Annotated in this window: 20 protein-coding genes; 11 read left to right on the top strand and 9 right to left on the bottom strand. The window is 70.0% G+C overall.

Annotated elements, in window-relative coordinates:
* The first annotated feature begins 185 nt into the window (after positions 1-185).
* The 3 genes from AB8619_RS17700 (at position 186) to AB8619_RS17690 (ending at position 2,298) form a co-directional block, all read left to right on the top strand.
* Complete coding sequence (locus AB8619_RS17700) at positions 186-392, top strand: BldC family transcriptional regulator (RefSeq protein WP_436793948.1); 207 nt, start codon at positions 186-188, stop codon at positions 390-392.
* A gap of 131 nt (positions 393-523) precedes the next feature.
* A complete protein-coding gene (locus tag AB8619_RS17695; protein ID WP_436793947.1) occupies positions 524-1,930 on the top strand; it encodes an NAD-dependent malic enzyme in 1,407 nt (468 codons plus the stop codon).
* Between the two features lie 5 nt (positions 1,931-1,935).
* Positions 1,936-2,298, top strand: coding sequence for a hypothetical protein (locus tag AB8619_RS17690; RefSeq protein ID WP_436793946.1), 363 nt, complete (start codon positions 1,936-1,938; stop codon positions 2,296-2,298).
* On the opposite strand, the gene AB8619_RS17685 is transcribed toward AB8619_RS17690, so the two are convergent.
* The 4 genes from AB8619_RS17685 to AB8619_RS17670 form a co-directional block, all read right to left on the bottom strand.
* Positions 2,299-3,267, bottom strand: coding sequence for a sulfotransferase (locus tag AB8619_RS17685; RefSeq protein ID WP_436793945.1), 969 nt, complete (start codon positions 3,265-3,267; stop codon positions 2,299-2,301).
* Positions 3,268-3,297: 30 nt separating this feature from the next.
* Positions 3,298-3,957, bottom strand: coding sequence for a sugar transferase (locus AB8619_RS17680; RefSeq protein ID WP_436793944.1), 660 nt, complete (start codon positions 3,955-3,957; stop codon positions 3,298-3,300).
* A 134-nt stretch (positions 3,958-4,091) separates the two neighbouring features.
* Positions 4,092-5,558, bottom strand: coding sequence for an O-antigen ligase family protein (locus AB8619_RS17675; RefSeq protein WP_436793943.1), 1,467 nt, complete (start codon positions 5,556-5,558; stop codon positions 4,092-4,094).
* Positions 5,559-5,618: 60 nt separating this feature from the next.
* A complete protein-coding gene (locus AB8619_RS17670) occupies positions 5,619-6,779 on the bottom strand; it encodes a glycosyltransferase (protein ID WP_436793942.1) in 1,161 nt (386 codons plus the stop codon).
* Positions 6,780-6,841: 62 nt separating this feature from the next.
* On the opposite strand from AB8619_RS17670, the gene AB8619_RS17665 reads away from it, so the two are divergent.
* From AB8619_RS17665 to AB8619_RS17645, 5 genes are all read left to right on the top strand, one after another.
* Complete coding sequence (locus tag AB8619_RS17665) at positions 6,842-8,035, top strand: glycosyltransferase family 4 protein (protein ID WP_436793941.1); 1,194 nt, start codon at positions 6,842-6,844, stop codon at positions 8,033-8,035.
* Positions 8,036-8,141: 106 nt separating this feature from the next.
* Positions 8,142-9,356 carry a CDP-glycerol glycerophosphotransferase family protein gene (locus tag AB8619_RS17660; protein WP_436793940.1) on the top strand — a complete coding sequence of 405 codons (1,215 nt, stop codon included), beginning with the start codon at positions 8,142-8,144 and terminating at the stop codon, positions 9,354-9,356.
* A 28-nt stretch (positions 9,357-9,384) separates the two neighbouring features.
* Positions 9,385-9,774, top strand: a complete 390-nt coding sequence (locus AB8619_RS17655) for an adenylyltransferase/cytidyltransferase family protein (protein ID WP_436793939.1) — start codon at positions 9,385-9,387, stop codon at positions 9,772-9,774.
* Positions 9,767-10,582: a class I SAM-dependent methyltransferase gene (locus tag AB8619_RS17650; RefSeq protein WP_436793938.1), complete on the top strand. Its 816-nt coding sequence runs from the start codon at positions 9,767-9,769 to the stop codon at positions 10,580-10,582. The genes AB8619_RS17655 and AB8619_RS17650 overlap by 8 nt, the downstream gene beginning before the upstream one ends.
* 3 nt (positions 10,583-10,585) lie before the next feature.
* Positions 10,586-11,695 carry a glycosyltransferase family 4 protein gene (locus AB8619_RS17645; protein WP_436793937.1) on the top strand — a complete coding sequence of 370 codons (1,110 nt, stop codon included), beginning with the start codon at positions 10,586-10,588 and terminating at the stop codon, positions 11,693-11,695.
* On the opposite strand, the gene AB8619_RS17640 is transcribed toward AB8619_RS17645, so the two are convergent.
* Positions 11,688-12,938 (bottom strand): sulfotransferase family protein, encoded by a 1,251-nt coding sequence (locus AB8619_RS17640; protein ID WP_436793936.1) that lies wholly within the window; start codon positions 12,936-12,938, stop codon positions 11,688-11,690. The two genes, AB8619_RS17645 and AB8619_RS17640, sit on opposite strands and share 8 nt — an antisense overlap.
* Before the next feature lie 108 nt (positions 12,939-13,046).
* Between AB8619_RS17640 and AB8619_RS17635 the strand changes: the two genes are divergently transcribed.
* Positions 13,047-14,000, top strand: coding sequence for a glycosyltransferase family 2 protein (locus AB8619_RS17635; protein ID WP_436793935.1), 954 nt, complete (start codon positions 13,047-13,049; stop codon positions 13,998-14,000).
* Positions 14,001-14,051: 51 nt separating this feature from the next.
* Complete coding sequence (gene rfbG, locus AB8619_RS17630) at positions 14,052-15,131, top strand: CDP-glucose 4,6-dehydratase (protein ID WP_436793934.1); 1,080 nt, start codon at positions 14,052-14,054, stop codon at positions 15,129-15,131.
* Between the two features lie 7 nt (positions 15,132-15,138).
* Here the strand turns inward: rfbG and AB8619_RS17625 are convergent, their stop codons facing one another.
* Both AB8619_RS17625 and AB8619_RS17620 read right to left on the bottom strand, forming a co-directional pair.
* Positions 15,139-16,113 (bottom strand): NAD-dependent epimerase/dehydratase family protein, encoded by a 975-nt coding sequence (locus AB8619_RS17625; RefSeq protein WP_436793933.1) that lies wholly within the window; start codon positions 16,111-16,113, stop codon positions 15,139-15,141.
* On the bottom strand, positions 16,083-16,790 hold the full coding sequence (locus tag AB8619_RS17620) for a sugar phosphate nucleotidyltransferase (RefSeq protein WP_436793932.1): 708 nt from the start codon (positions 16,788-16,790) through the stop codon (positions 16,083-16,085). The genes AB8619_RS17625 and AB8619_RS17620 overlap by 31 nt, the downstream gene beginning before the upstream one ends.
* An 86-nt stretch (positions 16,791-16,876) precedes the next feature.
* Here AB8619_RS17620 and AB8619_RS17615 point away from each other — a divergent pair, with 86 nt between their 5' ends.
* Positions 16,877-18,667: an ABC transporter ATP-binding protein gene (locus AB8619_RS17615; RefSeq protein ID WP_436793931.1), complete on the top strand. Its 1,791-nt coding sequence runs from the start codon at positions 16,877-16,879 to the stop codon at positions 18,665-18,667.
* 3 nt (positions 18,668-18,670) lie between these two features.
* On the opposite strand, the gene AB8619_RS17610 is transcribed toward AB8619_RS17615, so the two are convergent.
* Positions 18,671-19,627: a glycosyltransferase family 2 protein gene (locus tag AB8619_RS17610; RefSeq protein WP_436793930.1), complete on the bottom strand. Its 957-nt coding sequence runs from the start codon at positions 19,625-19,627 to the stop codon at positions 18,671-18,673.
* Entirely contained in the window at positions 19,624-20,274 is a 651-nt protein-coding gene (locus AB8619_RS17605; RefSeq protein WP_436793929.1) for an acyltransferase, read from the bottom strand. Before AB8619_RS17605 ends, AB8619_RS17610 begins: the two co-directional genes overlap by 4 nt.
* Positions 20,275-20,468 lie beyond the last annotated feature (194 nt).

Here is a 20,468-nt window from a genome sequence, read left to right as displayed (position 1 = left end):
GGTGCGCGATGCGTGGTGCGACCACGACGGGCGAGACCGCCCGTTGTGACCCAGATGGACTAGTCATCCCACCGGGGCGAAATGACCCGCGCGTGCTATGTCCAGATTGGGGGAGGTTTCGTACCTTTGACGGGACCCGCAGCGATCTCCGCTCGGCGAACCGACTCCGAGAAAGACACCCAACCATGGCAGAACACGAGAACCTCGACAGCCCGGAAGCACTCCTGACGCCGTCAGAGGTCGCTGCCCTGTTCCGGGTGAATCCCAAGACCGTCACCCGCTGGGCTCGCGCCGGAAAGCTCAACGCCATCCGCACGCTCGGCGGGCATCGCCGCTTCAAGGCCTCCGAGATCCGGGCGTGCCTCGAGGAGATGTCACAGTCCGAGATCTGATCTCGTCTGGGGGACGCCGCGGCGTCCCGGGAACCGTACGACCGACCGGCCATCGATGGGGTCGGTCGGTTCGCGTTCCGGCCCGTTCCCGTTCTGTCGTGTCCGAGACGACCCCGTAAGGTTCGTTCACCATGGGTACCCCCACCGCAGCATTCTCCCTGCACATCCGCGTGCGCCTCGACAACACGCCCGGCTCGCTCGGACGGTTGGCCGTGGCCATCGGCGATGCCGGCGGGAACATCACCCAGCTCGAGGGCTTCGACGTGCGGGGCGAGTTCCTCGACGAGGACGTGGTGATCAACTGCTCGAGCGAGGAGCACCAAGAGCAGGTCCAGGCCGCCATCCGCGGCCTCGAGGGTGTCGAGATCACACACTGCAAGGACCGCACCTACGAGATGCACGAGGGCGGCAAGATCGAGGTCCTGGCCCGGATGCCGATCCGCGACCGCGAAGACCTCTCGATGGCCTACACGCCCGGTGTCGCCCGGGTCTGCATGTCGATCCACGACGACCCCGAGCTGAGTCACGACCTGACGATCCGCAAGAACACCGTCGCCATCGTGTCCGACGGGACCGCCGTGCTCGGCCTCGGTGACATCGGCCCCGCCGCCGCCATGCCGGTGATGGAGGGCAAGGCGCTGCTGTTCAAGAACTTCGCCGGCGTCGACGCCTTCCCGATCTGCATCGACGTGCACAGCGCCGACGAGATCGTCGAGACCGTCGAGCGGCTCGCCCCGACCTTCGGTGGCGTCAACCTCGAGGACATCGCTGCGCCGATCTGCTTCGAGGTAGAGGAACGCCTGAAGGCCAGCCTCGACATCCCGGTCTTCCACGACGACCAGCACGGCACCGCCGTCGTGGTCCTCGCTGCGCTGCAGAACGCGCTCAAGCTCACCGACAAGAAGATGAGTGACCTGCGCGTCGTCATCGCCGGCGTCGGAGCAGCCGGCGTCGCCTGCGGCAAGATCCTCCTCGAGGCGGGCGTGGCCGAGGTCATCGGCGCCGATCGCCAGGGCGCCATCTGGGAAGGCCGCGAGAACCTGAACCCCGCGAAGCAGTGGTTCGCCGAGAACACCAACCGCGACCGCCGCAAGGGCGCCGTCGGCGAGCTCCTCGCCGGTGGCGACGTCTTCATCGGCGTGTCGGGTCCCGGCATCATCGAGGCCACCGACCTCGATCGCATGAACAAGGACCCGTTCGTGTTCGCCCTCGCCAACCCGGACCCCGAGATCCGCCCCGAGGAAGCCAAGGGCCGCGCCGCCATCATCGCCACCGGTCGCTCCGACTTCCCCAACCAGATCAACAACGTGTTGGCCTTCCCCGGCATCTTCCGTGGAGCGCTCGACGCCGGCGCCACCGACATCACCGAGGGCATGAAGCTCGCGGCCGCCGAGGCGATCGCCGAGTCGATCCCGCTGTCGGATCTCGAGCCCGAGTTCATCATCCCCTCGGTCTTCGATGCTTCGGTGGCGCCCCGCGTGGCCGCCGCCGTGGCCGCGGCCGCCGTGGCCGACGGTGTCGTGCGGGCCCGGAGCTGACCGCGATGGCGTCCAGCGATTCCGAGATGGACCTCCAGTGGCCCGACGCGGGCGACGACGAGGCCGACCGACGCTGGAGCGAGGAGACCACGATCTCGTGGGAGCCCACGCCCGAGCCTGCGCCTGCGCCCGCTGAACCCACCGTTGCTCCCGACGCGGCCGCTGCGCCAGCGCCGGCACCCCCGGTCGATCGGCCAGTCACCACGATGCGGCTGCGCGCCCGCACCCGACCGATCGTGGCGCGCCCCGCTCCGTCGCCGAGCGAGCTCGCTGCCCGGGTCGAGGCACTGGCCGACGAACTCCGTGACGCCCGAGCAGAGATCGCCGAACTCCGCCGGTCGATCGACGGGCTTGGCCAGACGGACTGATCAGGCTCGACGCGCGGCCCGGTAGCCGTAGCGCCGGAGCAACGGTGCGGTGATGGCCGTCGCCTGCCACCGGTCGAGCGTCGGCTGGTCGTCGCGCCAGCGGTCGTCCAGTTTCAGTGAGACGGTGCCGGTGTCGAACCGAGCCGGGTTGCCAGCGACGGTGTGGCTGCCTCGGATGCTGATGGAGCCGTCGCCGACCATGTCTGCGATCGGTGCGGTCGCGAGTCCGGTGGCCGAGACGATGCGCTCGAGGGTGGCGGCCGGGTCGGCGATGAGGTCCTCGTAGCGGACGCGGGTGACGCTTGCCGCGTGCTGGCCGACTCGCTCGATCAGCGGGTTCCACGACAGCCACTGCCGCGCAGAGCGATTGGCCGAGATGGTGGAGATCGGTCGAGGCGGTACGACATCGGTCATCATCTTCGGTCGGCGCCATGACCAGGCCACGGCGCGTGGATCACGGGTCAGATGGACGAGATGGACGTCGACGCCCGGGGCGGTCGCGGCCAGTGCCGCATCGGCCGGCATCTTCGACGAGTCGACCACGACGGATGCTCCGGTCACCTCGCGAACGGCGCGGTAGGTGCGCGCCGACAGATCGTGGAGGCGGGCGACGGTCTCGTCGTCACGCCCTGCGAGGAGGCGGCGGGTGTGACGCGTTCGGGCCACCGCCTGCATGTCGTGTTCGACCGCGTGATGATCGAGCGCTCCCTCGGTGCGGGGGTAGCCACCGATCGCGTCGATGACGGCCGACCAGTGCGGGCAGTCGGGGACCGGGGTCCCACACCCACAGAGCCGTCGTTGTTGGAGCCCGCGGGTCCAGAGGTGGCGCAGCTCGCCTGTCGAGACCATGCCCGGTACCGAGCCGAGCGCGAGATCGAGAAGCGTCGAACCCGAACGTCCACAGCTGGCGATGAAGACGACCGGGACGCTCGATGCCGCGTCCTCGGGTCTGTCGGGGGGATTCGTCACGGAGCGACGCTAGCCACTGCCGCGTCGGCCTCAGTCGACGAGACTGACGGTGCGTCCCTGGGAGCTGTGGGCCAACGGCCGCGCTCGTTCGTCGTTCACGACTCGGACCGGCACCTCGTGGAGGTACGTGGGGCGTCCCAGGGTCATCTTGAGCATCGTGCGGCGCAGGATGAAGGCGTCGAGCTTGGTCGAGCGGAACGACACGTAGAGCCGGTCGTACTCGGGGCGTTCGCCGATGAGCTGCTGGTTGTGCGGGCTGATCTGCCACAGGCCGGTGAGGCCGGGGGCGACCGACGTCCGTTCGCTGGCGAAGCTGTCCGGGAGGGCATCGTGGAGCACGGCCATCTCGGGTCGGGGGCCGACGAAGGCCATGTCGCCGCGGCAGACGTGGAGCAACTGCGGGAGCTCGTCGATGTGCAGCCGCCGCAGCAGCTTCATCGCACGGGGGATCTCGTTGGCACGGATCGAGTACTTGTCGGCGTATTGCGCGGTCGCCGGAGGGAGCGTACGGATCTTGCGGATGCGGATCGTGCGACCCTCGTAGCCGACACGCTCCTGGACGAAGAACGGCCACGCCCGGTAGCTGATGAACGAGGCGAGCGCGCCGAGGCAGATGACCGGCAGCGCGATCGTGAAGAGGGTGAGTGCGACGCCAGCTTCGAGGAGCTTGCGGACTGGTTGTCGTTGCATTGCGTGTCCCGATCCACTCTGACCCCGGCCCGAAATCGTCCTGGACATCGCCGACTCGTCGACTTGCCCTGAACGCCGAGTGAACACTTCGTCACGCAACGTGAACATTCCTCCCCCATTTCTGGTGGAAATGCTCAGTTCACGGGCCAGACCTCGATCGGTGGGACAACCGCCGTTGACTCGGCCGGTGTCGCGTCGTCGCTCGACGGCTCGTCGTCGGAGGCAGAGGGGCCGGATGCACCGATCGCGAGCGCTGCGCAGAGGTACACGAACACGATCCCGAACTGCGGTTCGGCGAGGTTGTCGCGGGTCGCAGCGGCAACGAGCGTGTAGGCGAGCAACGACAGGTAGGTCGCGCCGTAGCCAGGTGACGACCGGCGATGGTGCCCGAAGAGCTCGACGGACGCTCGCAGGACGCTCCCGAAGAGCAGGACGACGCCCACGAGACCGAGCCCGACCAAGGTGCCGAGCAGGGAGTTGTGGGCGGTGCCGGCGAACGCGAAATCGTCGATGAAGACCCGTCGAGTGGCACCGAAGCCCAGGCCGAGAATCCAGTCGAGCGGACCGTGGAGGGCGTCGAAGCCGACCGCCCAGAGGTCGCTTCGGCCGTTGAGCGACGTGAGGTCCTCGGTCGAACCTCCGCGCAGGGCGTACCCGCCCAGCGCTCCACCCGCGACCGCCACGGCGCCGACCGCGCCGGCGAAGGCGAGGAATCCCTGGAATGCCGCCCGGTCGGGGTGGGCACGGGCGTCGAGGATCACGATGACGGCGATGCCGACGGCCACGCCGGCCAGCGCGGTGCGGGTCTGGTTCTGGAACAACGCCGCGGCGGTGACCAGCAGGCCGGCGCCGCGCATCCACGGACGGATGCCCAGGACCTCGGCGCGCGTCGACGCGAACACCAGCACGGCGGCGCCGAGCAGGAAACCCGATTCGGTCGGATGCGCCCCTGCCCAGGTGAACCGCCCCCGGTTGGCGGCGGTCATCACGACGTACATCGGGCCGAGAGCGAACCCGACGGGGATCAAGAAGACGGTCAGGCCGGCGAGCCATCGGATCACCCGGGTGGCCATCAGCTCCAGCGCCTCGCGGTTCCGGGCGCCCAGGCCGACGGTGGCCAGCGCGAGGAACGCGATCGCGACGTACTCGATCCCGCGAGCCACGGCATAGGCAGGCGTGCCTCCCCAACTGGCCGAGGCGATCACCCAGACCGGGGTCAACGTGAGCGATGCGCCGATCGACCGGAGCGGCAGGTAGGTCCGCAACAAGAACGCGGAGAACGCGCCGATACCGGTGAAGACGACCAGTTCGCCTGCCGTTTGGATCGACAGCGACGACGTCGCCGCCGCCGTCGACTGGTAGCTGAAGTTGTGCATCGGCGTGATCGCCATCACCAGCCAGGACGCCGCGAGCAGCGCAGCGATGCGCGTGTCGACCGACTTCGATCGCCCTCGTCCCGGCGACGACCAGCGCAACAGGATCACGTTGGCGACGAGCAGTCCGCCGGCGGCGATCATGGCGAGACCACCGCCGAACTGCGCGAGGCCGGCGGCGACGAGGACCGAGAGCGCGATCGTGGCGCCGACGAGCAACCGGCTCATGGGCCCCACGCTCCAGCGATCATCCTGGCGACGGTAGCCGTGTCGGCTGCTCGCTCCCGCTCAACCACGACGGTGACGAGGCTCGGCGCCGTGCAGCGCCCGGGCGACCCGCTCGGCCACGACCGACCAGTCGAAATCGGCGGCGATGTCCTCCCGCCAGCGCTCGAGGGCGTCGTCGTCGAGGGCCAGTGCCTCGGCGACGGCGGCGGCGAAGGCCCCAGACGACTCGTCTGCGAACGCGCCGGGAGCGTCGCCCAGCACCTCGGCCGAGGCTCCCGTACGTCGGAACACCGTCGGGGTACCCAGCGACAGTGCCTCGATCGGGGGCAGCCCGAAGCCTTCGTAGTTCGACGGGTAGACGAGCGCGCGACTCTCGGCGATCAGCTGGGAGAGATCGAGGTCGGCAAGTGGCGCCGGGCGGTGCTCGATCGGGATCGGACCGGCATCGGCCGAAGCGCCGCCGAGGCTCCCCAGCACCACGATGCGGTCGAGTTCCTGCCGGCAGCGCGCGTCGGCCTGGATGAGGTCGAGGCCGGCGGCCGTTCGCTTGTGGACGTGGTCGGAGCCCAGCACCACCGCTTGACGCCGGCGGTCGGCGAGGCGGACATAGGGAACGGTCGGCAGCGCGATGCCCTCGTGGGTGACGACGTCGTCGTCTCGCTCGCTTCCCGTTCGAGCGAGCAGTTGTCGCCGACTGAAGTCCGACACGAACAGCCGACGGTCGGCTGCACGCATCGACCACCGGGTCAACCCGGCGAAGTACTGGAGCCGCAGCCGTCGCGAGCGCGGTGTCTGTGGGTCCTGCGCCAGGCGCATGGGGATGTCGTCGTGGAGGCAGATGACCTGTGCGAAGGAGCGGTGGCTGCGCCCTGTTCGGATCGGCAGGAACCCCTTCGGGTAGAAGACCGTGTCGGCGCCGGCGTCGTGGGCGGCGCGCAGGACCCGATGGTGGTCGAGCGCCAGCCGCTGCGCCGTCGTCTCGGGCGCAGGCACGACCACGATGCGATCGTCGGGACGGAGGAAGTCGCGACCGAGTTCGTCGATCAGTTCGTCGTTCACGGAGACGACCAGGCGGTCGGACCCCAGCGCCGCAGGCAAGGCACGGGTCAGCCCGAGGGAGAAGTTGATGATCCCGTGGCTGTCGGTCCGGCTCCGCCGCTGGTCGGCGAGATGGACCAGGTGCGTCCGGGTGTCACGGTGGTCGTGCGTCGTCCCCGGCATCCGGCGGACGCTATCCCGCACGATCTGCAGACCGCGAGCGACGAGATACGCTCCGGCGGCTCATGCGGATCGCGTTCGTCACCATGCAGTATCCGCCGCGCACCATCGGTGGGATCGGCACCTACGTGCAGGTCGTCGCCCGAGTGCTGGTCGACGCCGGTCATGAGGTGACCGTCGTGTGCATCGACGGCGCCGACGCTGCGTCGACCGCGGTCGAGGACGGGGTGACGGTTCTCCGCGCACCCTCGATGGGCCCCGACCGCCTCCGACGATGGATGCGCGCGCCGGGCAAGGCGCTCCGCACCCGGGTCCACGGAGCCGTCAGCGCAGCGCTGGTCATGCGGCGTCTCCGGCGTGAATTCGACGTGGTCGAGTGCCCGGAATGGAAGGCGCAGGGGCTCCTGGTCGGCCCGGCGACCGCGTTGCCGGTGGTGGTGCACGCCCACCTCGCCCTCGACCTGCAGCACGCGTGGAACGAGGTCGAGGGCACGCGGGGTGCCCGGATCGCCGGGCGTGCGGAGCAGGCGAGTGCCCGCCGCGCGGCAGCGATCACGGCGACCTCGCGCCAGACGACGCGCTACCCCGACGGCGAGCGCTGGATCCCCGACGACGCGGTCGATCTCGTGGCCCCACCCATGGACGCCGGCCTCTGGGCCGACTGCGCGCCGGTGGCCGAGTCCGACCCCGTCGTCGTCTTCGTCGGGCGACTGGAGCGTCGCAAGGCGCCCGAGGTCCTGGTCGAGGCCCTGGCCACGCTGCAGCCTGCGGTCCCGGGGCTGCGAGTGGTGTTCGCCGGGGCGTCGACGCAGTTCGCCGGCGGCTCGTATGCGGAGCGTGTCGTCGACCGGGCGGCCGAACTGGGGTTGCCGTGCGAACTCCTCGGATCGGTCGCCGACCCCGAGCGGATGCGCGAGGTCTACGGAGCGGCGCGCGTCGTGGCGGTTCCGAGTCGGTTCGAGACCTTGTCGATGGTGGTCTTCGAGGCCCTGGCATCGGGCCGCCCCGCCGTGATGACCGACCAGGTCGGCGCGGCCGAGTGGATCGGACCGGGCCTGCCCGACCTCGTCGTGCCCGCCGACGACGTCGCCGCGCTGGCGGCGGCGCTCCGCCCGCATCTCGTCGACGCCGACCATGCGGCCAGGGTCGGGGCACTCGGCCGCAGCCTCGTGGCCGAGGTCTGTGCTCCGGAGACCGTGGCGTCGTCGCGGACAGCGGTCTACGAGCGGGTCATCGGGCAGACGGCCGCTGGTCGCTAGGGTCCGCAACCGCCGAGAGGACGACCGGGCGTCCCTCGCGGCATCGGGAGGTGGGCGACGGCTCCGCCGATCGGTTCCATCTCTCCGATCACCCGGGTGACCCACGATGCATCGCCCACTGCAAACTCGGATCGGCAGCTCAGGCCGGCGGATCGCGCTCCCGCTCCTCCGCGCGCTCGACCGGGTCGTGCAGCCGATGGTGCCCGTCGTCGACGATCGGGTCTGTTACGTCAGCATCCCCGACTACACCGACAACGCCTACTGGATGTACCGCCACCTGCTCGAGGTGCGGCGCGACCTCGAACACGTCTGGCTCCTCAGCGACATGTCGCAGGCACAGCGGGTCCGAGACGAGTTCGCCGGCGCCGAAGCACGCGGGCACCGACTGGTCATCAAGCGGTGGTCGGCCCGTAGTTACCTCGACTTCATGAGCGCGCGGGTGTGCTTCCACACCCACGGGGCGTTCGGCTACGCCACGCCCCGAGGCAGACGTGTCTCCGTGTGCCTGTGGCACGGCATGCCGGTGAAGGCCATCCGCCGTCTCGAACGTCGCGACGAGGGGATGTTCCCGGTCTACGGATCGGTGCACGTCGCCACGTCGAGCTTCTTCCGCTACATCATCGCCGGCGTGTTCGACGCTCATCCACGCGACGTCCTGGTGTCGGGCCTGCCCCGGACCGATGTCCTCAAGGGCTTCGCGACCCCGAACCACGACCGAGCGGCCATCGCCTCCCAGTTGGGTTTCGACCCCGATCGACGCTGGATCCTGTGGATGCCGACGCATCGCTCCGAGCCCGACGCCCCGGGTGACCCGAGGGCCGCCTCGTTCCTCGACGCGCTCGACCCGGCGCTGCTCGAGGCCCTCGCCGAGGCCGGTGGCGAGGCACAGGTGATCGTCAAGCTGCATCCGATGGACGTCCTCAATCACCGGCCCGTCGACCTCGGTCCGTCGATCACGCTGCTGACCGCACCGCAGTGGCAGGCGACGGGGATCCAGCTGTACGACCTGGTGGCGGCGTCCGACGCGCTCATCACCGACGTGTCGTCGATCTTCATCGACTACCTCCACACCGGCAACCCCATCGGTGTCATGGGATTCGACCCTTCGAGCTACACCCGTGACACCCTGTTCGACCATGGCCACCTCCTCCGTTGCGACGCGGCGCACCGTCTCGACACGCCCGACGACGTGAAACGCTTCGTCGACGCAATCGATCCTTCGGCAGTCCGACCGTCAGGATCCGCGGACTTGTCCGTTGTGTTCAACGAGGACGGCGACACCGCATCGGCCAGCGCGATCGCCGATGCGGTCGGTCTGTGACACGACTCCGGCCAGCGGCGAGGCACTCATGACCAGGATCATCACCTTCGGGACCTACGACATCTTCCACGTCGGCCACCTCCGGCTGCTCGACCGGGCACGGGCGATGGGCGATCACCTCACGGTCGGCGTCAGCACCGACGAGTTGAACGAGTCGAAGAAGGGGCGCCGCCCGATCTACTCGTTCGCCGAGCGTTGCGAGATCCTGCGCGGACTGCGGATCGTCGACGAGATCTTCCCGGAGGAGTCGTTGGAGAAGAAGCGGGACTACCTCGTCGAACACCGAGCCGACATCTTGGTGATGGGCGATGACTGGGAGGGCCGGTTCGACGACCTCGCCGACACCTGCGAGGTCCGCTACCTGCCCCGCACGCCCGCCGTGTCCACCACCGCCGTGATCGAGAAGATCCGTGCCTGAGCCACGCGCCGTCGGCAAGGCGACCAGGTCGGCGCTCGACCGCCACTCCGAGGAGTCACAGGCGATCCTCGAGTCGGGGGACAGCGCGAGCATCAAGCAGATCTACGTCGATCTGGCCGCGTCGCTGGTCGAGGCGACCGACGCCGACGGATCGGTGCCGGTACTCAGCTTCCACGAGACGGCCGCTGCGGTCGCCGCGGGGCTGGCGACGACCTCCGGGTTGCATCTCGACGTCGGCTGCGGTCCCAACCCCGTGGCCTCGATCCTGGTCGCCAAGAGCTCGGGACGGGCGATCATCGGCGCCGACATCGGCACCGGCATGATCACGCTGGCTCGCCGGATCTCGTCCGAGGCCGGAGTGACCTTCTGTGGCGTCGTGACCGACGCCGAGGCGCTCCCGTTCGCACCCGGAGCCTTCGGGTCGGTGGTGTGCGACGACACGATCGAGCACCTCCCCGACGACGATGCCGGTGCCCGCGAACTCGCGCGGGTGACCGCTCCGGGCGGGATCGTCGCACTGGCGACCCCCAACCGCATCCGCTTGCCGGTCGTGGTGAAGAAACTGCGCGACCGCGTCCGCGGCAACCGCCGGCCGGCGAAGGCGTACTACGCCGCCGACAGCCATCTGCGTGAGTACACGTGGCGCGACCTCGAGCAACTGGTCGAACCGCACATGCAGGTGAGCGAGCGCGGATTCGTCCCGTGGTCGGGCTCCCGCGCCCGTCGTCTCGCCTCGGCGGTGACGTCGGTGCCCGGCGGTCGGCAACTGGGTCGCGTCGTCCTGTTGTTCTTGACGCCCCGGGTCTGAACCGTGCGCATCGCGCTCGTCCATCCCTTCACGTGGCCGAACACCCGCCGCGGTGGTGAGCGCTACCTCCACGATCTCGCCTGGTATCTCGACCGGGCCGGTCACGAGGTCGTCATCATCAGCGCGCACGGCGGGCCGGACGCTCCCGGCGTCGACACCGTGGAGGGCATCGAGGTCCGACGCGGCTGGAAGCGGCCCGGGCCCCGCGCCCGCCGATTCCCGCAGCGACTGGTCGATGTCGTCGAGACCCGTCGGATCCGCAGAGCGCTCGGATCCGGGTGGGACGTCGTGCACGCACTGTGGCCCACGGCGTCGGTGGCCGCCGCCGCTGCCGGCTTCCCGACCGTCTACACGCTCCTCGGGATGCCGACGCCCGCCACCCGCGAAGCCGAGCCGGCGCTGCTGCGCAGTCTGGGCCGTGGAGCCGCGGCGGCCGACGCTGCGGGGGCGCTCAGCACGCCGGTGCGGGTGATCGTCGACGAACTGATCCCGGCGGCGTGGACGGTGCTCCCTCCCGGCGTGCGGGTCGACCGGTTCCCGGTGGCCCCGGTTCCCGCCGGTCCGCCGACGGTGCTGTTCTCGGCGTCGTTGTCGACCCGGTACAAGGGCTTGCACGTCGTGCTGGCGGCCTTCGCCCGTGTGCTCGACGAGATCCCCGATGCCGAACTCGTGCTCTCCGGTGCCGGCTCCCCCGAGTGGGCATTCGAGACCCTCGCCCCCGATCTGCGCGAGCGCGTACGGGCGCACACGCGGGTCGCGGGGACCGGCACGCTCGACGAAGCGGACTCGCTGTACGCCGAGGCCTCGGTCATGGTGCTGCCCTCGCGCGACGAGGCGTTCGGGCTCTCGGTGGTCGAGGCGCTCGCCACGGGGTGTCCGGTGGTGGTCGCCGACCACGGTGGCCCGAGCGAGATCGTGGGCGACGCCCCCGTCGGCTCGTGCGTGCCCGTCGACGACGACGAAGCGGTTGCGCAGGCGATCGTGAAATGGATCGGCCGAGCCGACGACCCGTCGGTGCGCTCCGCCTGCCGAGCACGTGCGATGGACTTCGACTGGGAGCAGTCGGTGGGCCCGCTCCACGATCGCCTCTACGAGGCGATCTGCGTCAGATGAGTTCGGCCTCGACGACCGCTCCGCCGCGTTCGACGATCCGGACCAGGTGACGTTCGCCGCTCTCGCTGACGAAGGTGATCGCGGCTCGGTGTTCCTCGACCTTGGTCGACACGCCCTTCGCCGGGCCGAGCGCCGACACCAGGTCGGGCGGCGAGCTCACGCCAGCCAGGACTCGGGCAACGGCGGTGGCGTCTCCGTCCTCGACCGCAGCGACCAGGGCGCGACTCGCCTTCTGCACGCCCTCGGTCTGTCGTCGCCACCGGCGTCGCTTGTAGCGGGCCACCAGGTCGCGGGTCGCTGCCGGGATCGCCGACGACGCGCTGGCCATGGTCGCGGTGAGGTCCTCGGTGAGCGTGTCGCGTGTGCGGATACGGGTGTCCCGGTCGACGTCGGCCGCCGTCGAGTACCCCAGGTCGACGAGCACGTCGCCGGCGACGCGAGCCACCGCGCGGTCGATGACCGGATTGCCGGATCGCTTGCGTTGACCGATCGCGACCGATGACGGCGAGACGTTGATCGGCGCACGGCCGAACTCGGCGGCGGCGGCGACCAGCGCGGGATCGTGGGGCAGGCCGATGTGGTCGTACAGCGCCGCCAGCCCGCCCTCGACATCGTCGAGGAGTTCTTCGTAGCGGACCTCGACGTAGCGGAGTCCCGAGAGGTGGGTTCGGACGTCGCGCACGGCGTCGCCCCAGACGGCTGCTGCGCGGGACGCGCTGCCGTACTCGTTCGAGAAGCGCTTCCACATCGAGTGCGATGACCCTGCGGAGTCCCTGCCGTCACGGACGATGTGGATGTAGGTGGCGTCGGGGTACAGCCGGGCCTGCACGGCACTCTGGAGCCGGTGGTTCGGCGTCTTGTCGAGGATGTGGGTCGCGTCGGGTCGGCTGCCGTCGCGCATGGCAGCGAACACGCCGTCGGCGAACGTCCGGCACAGCGAGGTGAGCTCGCCCTCGTCGACCCAGGTCGAGAGCATCATCGTCTCGTCCGGTTCGGCGAAGTTGTCGAGGATCGCCTGGATGCCCTCACAGAAGACGTGGCTCTCGCCCGAGGTCGCGATCGCGGGGTGGACGGCCAGGAGTTGCTGCAACCACGTGGTCCCGCTCCGGGGCGCGCCGACCACGAAGACCATCCGCTCGTGGAGGGGACTCTGCTCCGGCGCGAAGGTGGTCGACCGTTGGCTCGGCCGCGTCACCACCTCGTAGATGGTGCGCAGGTCGGGGGTCAGGGAGGAGTTCTGCATCGTTCCAGTCGTTCCGGGAAGCTCGGACGTTATCGCCCTCGACCGGCCCCATCGTCGGATTCCCTATGCTCGCCCGGTGACCGCGAGCCCCAACTCGAGCCCCAGCTCATGACCCCGTCGGTCTCCGTCGTGGTGTCGACCTACGACCGTCCCGTCATGGCCCGCGAGCTCGTCTCGTCGCTCCTGGCGCAGGACGTGGCCGGCCTCGAGGTCGTCGTGGTCGACAACGGTTCGCGCCCGGAGACGGGCCGCATGCTCGCCGAGATGGCGGCCACCGACGGCGGCACGGCCCTGCGGGTCGAGCGGATCGACGACAACCGCGGTCCCGCCCGAGCCCGCAATCTGGGATGGCAGGTCGCACGCGGCGACCACGTCCTGTTCACTGACGACGACTGTCGAGTCGGGGCCGGGTGGGCGTCGGCGTTGTCGCAGGCGCTCGCCGAGGGGCACGACATCGTGCAGGGCGCCACCCACCCCGACGACCACGATCCCGAACCGGTCGGGCCGTGGGACCGGACGCAGCGGATCACGCGATGGAGCGGCCTCTTCGAGACCTGCAACATCGGCTACCGCCGTTCGGTGCTCGAACAGGTGGGCGGGTTCGACGAGTCGTTCCCCATCCCGGCCGGCGAGGACACCGACCTCGGTCTGCGCGCCGTCGCCGCCGGTGCATCCACGGCCTTCGTCGCCGACGCCGTCGCCCATCACGTCATCTGGCGACAGAGCTATCGCGCCCACCTCGACGACCGACTGCGCATGGTCCACCTCGTGCGGCTGGTGAAAGAGCATCCCGAGCTCCGCGCGTTGTTGCCGATGCGCGTGTTCTGGCAGCGGAGCCACGGGTCGACGCTGGCCGCGGTGGTCGGCGTCTCGGTGGCTGGGGTGGTCGACGTCCGCCTCGGAGCAGTCGCCGCCGGGGCGTGGGTCGCGCTCAAGAGCCGACGCGAGCGGGGGACCGTCCTGACCCGGTTGCAGGTCGCCGGACTGCGGGCCGGTGCGGGCGTGGTCGAGGTCGCAGCGATGGCCGCGTCGAGCGCTCGGGAGCGGACGCTCCTGCTCTGACTGTCGGCCCGGACAGGGATTCGGGGGTTCCGCGGCGAATCCTGTTGTCTCATGGATGGTCCCGTCGCCCCCACCCCACGGATCGACCCCGCCGCGCAGTTCGCCGGCCGGAAAGTCCTGCTCACGGGCCACACCGGCTTCAAGGGGAGTTGGCTCGCCACCTGGCTCGACCTGCTCGGTGCCGACGTGGCCGGCTACTCGGACGAGGTGCCCAAGCAGGGAGCGTTCCACGACCTCGGGGTCGACGAGTTCGTCGAGAGCCACTTCGGCGACGTCGGCGATGTCGAGGCCCTCGGCCGTACGGTCGACGCTGTCCAGCCCGACGTGGTGTTCCACCTCGCGGCCCAGCCGTTGGTGCGAGCGAGTTGGCGCGATCGGATCTCGACGTTCGCGACCAATGTCATGGGCACGGTCCACGCGGTCGAGACCGCGCTGGCGTGTCCGTCGGTCCAGGCCATCGTCGTGATCACCACCGACAAGGTCTACGAGAACGACAACCTCGGGCGATCGTTCCGCGAGGGCGACCCCCTCGGCGGCCACGACCCGTACAGCGCGTCGAAGGCCGCGGCAGAGATCGTTCTCTCGCCGTACCGCGACGCGAGCCACATGGGCCTCGACCCCCGCCCGCTGGTCTCGGTGCGCGCCGGCAACGTGATCGGCGGTGGCGACTGGTCCGACGACCGCCTCGTCCCCGACATCGTGCGGGCGCTCGCAGCCGGCGAACAGGTCACGCTCCGCCGCCCCGACGCGGTACGGCCGTGGCAGCACGTGCTCGACTGCCTCAGCGGCTACCTGTTGGTCTCGGCCGCGATGCTCGACGGTCGGCCCGTGGCCGACTCGTACAACTTCGCCCACTCCGCCGGTGAGAAGTCGGTGCTCGACGTGGCCCGCCGCGCGGCGGCCAGCTGGGGCGCCCCCGACGACGCGATCGTGATCGATCGGGACGACTCCACCGCCGAGGCGACCCTGCTGCAGCTCGACGCGACCCTCGCCATGGACGACCTCGGCTGGGGCCCGCGCTGGTCGGTCGACCAGGCGATCGACGAGACGATCCGGTTCTACCGCTCCGACGAGATGGCGGCGCTCGGCCGGCGCCAGATCGAGGAGCACACCGCAGCCAGCCTCGTCTGACCGCCCGTCAGCGCTGCGAGTACCAGTCGATCGTCTTCGAGAGGCCGTCGGCGAGCGACGTCCGTGCCGACCAACCCAGGACCTCGCGGGCGCGCGTGGGGTCGCCGACCACACGGGGGATCTCGATCGGTCGTTCCGGCAGCGCGCCGAGCTGGGCGCGGATCGGGTTGCCCATGAGGTCGAGCACCGTCTCGGCCACCTCGGCCACCGACACCTCGGTGCCGCTGCACAGGTTCACCAGCTCGCCCGCGGCTCCCTCTGCGACCGCAGCGACGAGGAATCCCTCGACGATGTCGTCGACGAAGTTGAACTCGCGGGTCTGTGTGCCACGGGTCATGAGGAGCTCGTCGCCGTCGTTGGCGCGGGCGATGATCTCGGGGATCAACCGATCGGGTGTCTGGCCGGGGCCGTAGACGTTGAACACGCGGAGCTGGACGATGGGCCATCCGCTGGCCTCCGCCCCCATGGTGCACAGCAGCTCGGCGGCGCGCTTGCTGGTCGCGTAGGGCGACGTGGGGAGCGGAGTCGCCGACTCGCGGAACGGCACGACGCCGGCGCCGTAGACGTCGGAGGTGCTCGCCGTCACGGTTCGGCGACACCCGCTGTCGGCGAGTGCGAGCAGCAGGTTCATGGTGCCCTCGACGTTCACGCGGACGCAGGCGTCTGCCGCGTCCCACGACCGACCGACATGGGTGAACGCCGCGAGGTGGAACGCGACGTCGGGCTGGGCCGCGGCGACGGCAGCGCGCACCGAGTCGGGGTCGACGATGCTCCCCAGGTGGTGGCGTACGTCGTCGAGCTCGGCGTCCTGCGTCCCCGAGGTCAGCACGTGCACCTCGGCACCGAGGCCGACGAGGGCCCGGGTGAGGTGGGCACCCAGGAACCCGGTGCCGCCGGTCACGAGGACCCGCTGGCCGCCGAGGGCCGCAGTGCGAGGGTCCACGGGCGTCGTCAGTGCGGTGCGCCGGGCGTGTCGTTCCACGGCGCGCCGTCGTGGGCGAGCGCCGTCAGTTCCTGCGCGTCCTTGTAGGTGTCCATCGACTTCCAGAAGCCCTGATGGCGGAACGAGTACAGCTCGCCCGCTGCGCCCACGGTCGGGAGCACGTCGCGCTCGAGGTCCGGCCCGTCGAAGAGGTCGAGCACCCGGCGGTCCATCACGAAGTAGCCGCCGTTGATCCGGTGATCGGGCAGCTTCGGCTTCTCGCGGAACTCGACGACGCGGTCGTAGCGGTCCGACTCGATGGTGCCGTACTGGCTGGGCAGCGGAACGGTCGTGAGGGTGGCCGCCCCGGGATGGCCCTTGTGGAAGGCCACCAGGGTCTCGATGTCGACGTTGCCGAGTCCGTCGGAGTAGTTGGCCATGAACACGTCGTCGAGGAGGTGGCGAACGCCGGTGATGCGATCGGCCGTGTTCGACTCCTCGCCGGTGTCGACGACCTCGACCTGCCAGGTCTTGGGGAGCGTGCGGGCGAACTCCTCGACCCGATCGGCGAGGTAGCCGGCCGACAGGATGAAGTCGGTGAACCCCTGGGCTGCGTAGATCCCGAGCAGGTGACCGAGGATCGGCGTGCCGTCCACCTCGAGGAGAGGTTTCGGGACCACCTCCGTGTGCGGGTATGCCCGCGTTCCCTTGCCGCCGCACAAGATGACCGTCTGCATGGCGGCGGACCGTACCGCACGCGATCACGAGTGCCGATCGGGCGTGGCTCGTCGGTGGGGGGACATGTCGCTTAGCGTCTCGACCCATGTCCGACTCGACCACGGCGCCTTCACCCGAGCCGTCGTCGGGCCGAGTCCGTCTGCGCGACGTCTGGGACCTGCTCTCGGAGTACCGCGGCGCCCGCGGACACCTCGCGGCATTCGCGGCGGTCAGCGCCATCTCGAGCCTGGCCGAGGCCGCGACCATCGCGCTCGTCGCGGCGATCGCCCTCGCCGTCTCCGGTGACGACACCGTCACCCTGGACTTCGGCACGATCGATCTCGGGACGGGGAGCACGACCGGGGCCTTGTGGATGGGAGCCGCCGCCGTCCTGGTGGTCACGGTGACCCGAGTCGTCGGCTCCTTCATCGCCGCCCGTCTGTCGACGCTCGGCGTCGTCCAAGCCCGCCAGAAGGTGCTGGGCGCCTATCTGCGCACCTCGTGGGAGGTCCAGGAGGAGGAGTCGGCCGGGCACGTGCACGAGTTGGCGTCGATGCACGCCATGCGGGTCTCGCAGACCTTCCACATGATGTCGTCGGTGCTGATGTCGGCCGTCGGGTTCGTGGTCCTCGCCGGAGCCGCAGCGCTCGCCGCGCCGATCGCCGCCGCCTCCATGCTCGGGCTGACCGGGATCCTCGTGGTCGGTCTGCGCCCACTGGTCTCGCTCACCCGCACGACGTCGCGCGCCCACCTCAGCGGCCACAACCAGGTGATCTCCGCCATCGAGGAGGCGACCGAGGTGACGGCCGAGGTCCGGGTCTTCGGCGTGATCGACGCGATGCAGGCCAGGGTCGGTCGGGCGATCATCGACGTCGCCAAGCCCCATCGCCGGGCGCGGTTCCTGTCGCTGGTCGTGCCGGGTCTCATGGTCTCGGCGACCATGGGCGCCCTCGTCGGCGGTCTCGCGGTGATCAACGCCCTCTCGGTCGTCGAGCCGCTCGGTCTCGGCGTCGCCGTGCTGTTCCTGCTCCGCAACATGCGGTACGCACAGGGCGCCCAGGCGGGAGCGCAGTTCATCGTCGAGCAGTGGCCGTTCCTCGAGGAGCTGCGCGAGTCGACCGATCGCTACCTGCGGGCCTCGCCGCCGGTCCGGGGATCGACGCCGCTCACCACCATCGACCGGATCGAGCTCTCCGGGGTCACCTACCAGTATCCGAGTGGCGAGCAGGCGCTCCGCGGCGTCGACCTCTCGATCACCGCTGGTGAGGTCATCGGCGTCGTCGGTCCGTCCGGCGGCGGCAAGACGACGCTCGTCCAGGTCCTGTTGGGCCTGCGGGCCCCGTCGTCGGGCACGGTTCGCGTGTCGGGCATCGACCTGTCGGAAGCCAGGACCGACGACTGGCACTCGCTCATCGCCTACGTCGGCCAGCAGCCGCGGCTGATCTCCGGCGACGTGCGTGACAACGTCCGTTTCTTCCGGCCGTCGGTGACCGATGCCGACATCGACCGCGCGATCGAGGCAGCCGCGCTCTCACGCGATCTCGAGAAGTGGACCGCGGACTCGTCACGCGCCGTCGGCGAGGCAGGGCGCGAGCTCTCCGGCGGGCAGCGTCAGCGGATCGCCCTGGCCCGAGCGTTCGCCGGCAACCCGCAGCTGATCGTGCTCGACGAGCCCACCTCGGCGCTCGACGTGACGAGCGAACGACAGATCCAACACGCGTTGGCCGCGCTGCCCACCGACGTGACCGTGGTGCTCGTGGCCCACCGCCCGTCGACGCTGACGGTGTGCGACCGACTGCTGGTGATGGAGCACGGCCAGGTCAGCGAGGCGCCCCGTCCCGACGACGAGGCGGCCGCCGGCGTCCTGCTCGCTCGGGTCACGAGCGGCACCAGCTGAAGCTCAGAGCAGGAGCGTGCGGAACCGCAGGCTGCTGCGCGCGAACAGCGCGACCTCCCAGACCGCCGAGATCAGGGTCTCGACCGACCGTCGGGCGGCACCGAGGATGCCGAAGCGCCGTCCGCGCAGACCGACGTAGGCGGCGACCCACGCCGCGAGACCGACCGGCACCAGCCACCACAGCGGGGTGAGGAGCAGGATCGCGGCCACGGGGACGCCGACCATCACGATGCCGTGAGCCCAGCGGTAGAGGAACCGCAGCGGCAGTTGCGTGCGGATGCCGGGGTGCTTCTTGACGACCAACGCCGTCTCGGACCACCGGATGCGCTCGCGGAGGTGATCGCGGAACGTGCGGTCCCAGATCACGTGGCGCACCCGTGCCTCGGGAGCGAACACGACCTGGACTCCGAGGTCCATGGCCCGCCAGCCCAGATCGGTGTCCTCGCCGGCGGCGACGCGGAACCGTTCGTCGAACCCGTCGGTCGCCTCGAGCACGTCGCGCGGCATGAGCAGGTTGCAGGTCTCGAAGCGCATGGTCACGCGGTTGATGTTCTGTGACTTGGCCCATGCGCCCGACGCGCGCAGGTCGCCATCGGGTGTGGTCCGTCCCTGGACGATGACCTTCGGCGCCGCCTCGGCGCACAGACCGGAGAGCCAGGTGGGCTCGGCGATGCAGTCGTCGTCGATGAAGGCGATCAGCGGTGCGTCGGCCGCTCGCCATCCGAGATTTCGCGCCGGCGCCGGCCCGCGGTTGACGTCGACGCGGAGTCGGCGGAGCACCGAACGGTGGTCGTGTTCGGCGACTCGATCGAGCATCTCGCCGGTCCGGGCGTCGGACCCGTTGTCGACGACGATGATCTCGTGGTCCGGGTGGTCCTGCGCGAGCAACGAGTCGAGCAGACGCTCCATCATCTCGGGCCGGTCGTAGGTCGAGACGACCACGGAGACGGCGACGCTCATGCCTGTTCTCCCGGCCACAGCGATGCCGGTCCGATGACGCGGGCGGGAGCGCCACCGGCGAAGGATCCACGCGGGACGTCGCTGGTCACGACCGAGTTGGCGGCGATCACACAACGATCGTCGATCGTCACGCCACGACCGATGGTGATCTTCGAACCGCCCCAGATGTCCTCGCCGAGGCGGACCGGGCGGGTCTCGATGTGATTCACCCACCACTCGCCTTCGGGCGGGGTGACGTGGATCGAATCGATGATCGTGAGGTGCTCCCCCAGCGCCGATCGATACCCGATGGTGATCTCCTCGTCGCAGTGGAGGACCGAGTAGTACGAGATCAGCGACTGGTCGCCCAAGGTCAGGTCGCCGCGCACGTGGAGGACGACGCCCGTGCGGATGTACACCCGCTCGCCGACCACGAGGTTGCCGCCGTCGAGCACGAGGCGGAGGTTGTCGCCCAGGCGCGTGCCCTTGCCGATCCGGATCGTCGTGGTCGTGTGGGGGTGGATCCGCAACGTGATGCGGCCCTCCATGCGGAGCCCGGGAGCGATCTGAACGTCGACCGTCGCGCGTTGCAGAGCGGCGTGGATGCGGATCCGAGCGATCAGCAACAGCCGTCGTACGTTGAACGCCGCGTCGAGTAGTCGTCGCAATCCGGTGCTCTCCTCCGCACGAACGCCCGCCCGTCGGGGCGCTCCAGGTCGGCGACGGAGGGTACCCGACGCTTGTCGAGCACCCGTTGCGTTGCCCCGCCGTCACGGTACGTGCGGGCCCGTGATCGATCCGCGCAGAGTGGGCGGGTTAGCGTGGCGATTCCATTTCTGCACCGATGTGAATCGAGCCGGTT

It is taken from the genome of Actinospongiicola halichondriae, from assembly GCF_049103745.1.
Taxonomy (GTDB): Bacteria; Actinomycetota; Acidimicrobiia; order Acidimicrobiales; family Salinilacustritrichaceae; genus Salinilacustrithrix; species Salinilacustrithrix halichondriae.
This window is presented reverse-complemented; position numbering and strand designations above follow the sequence as displayed.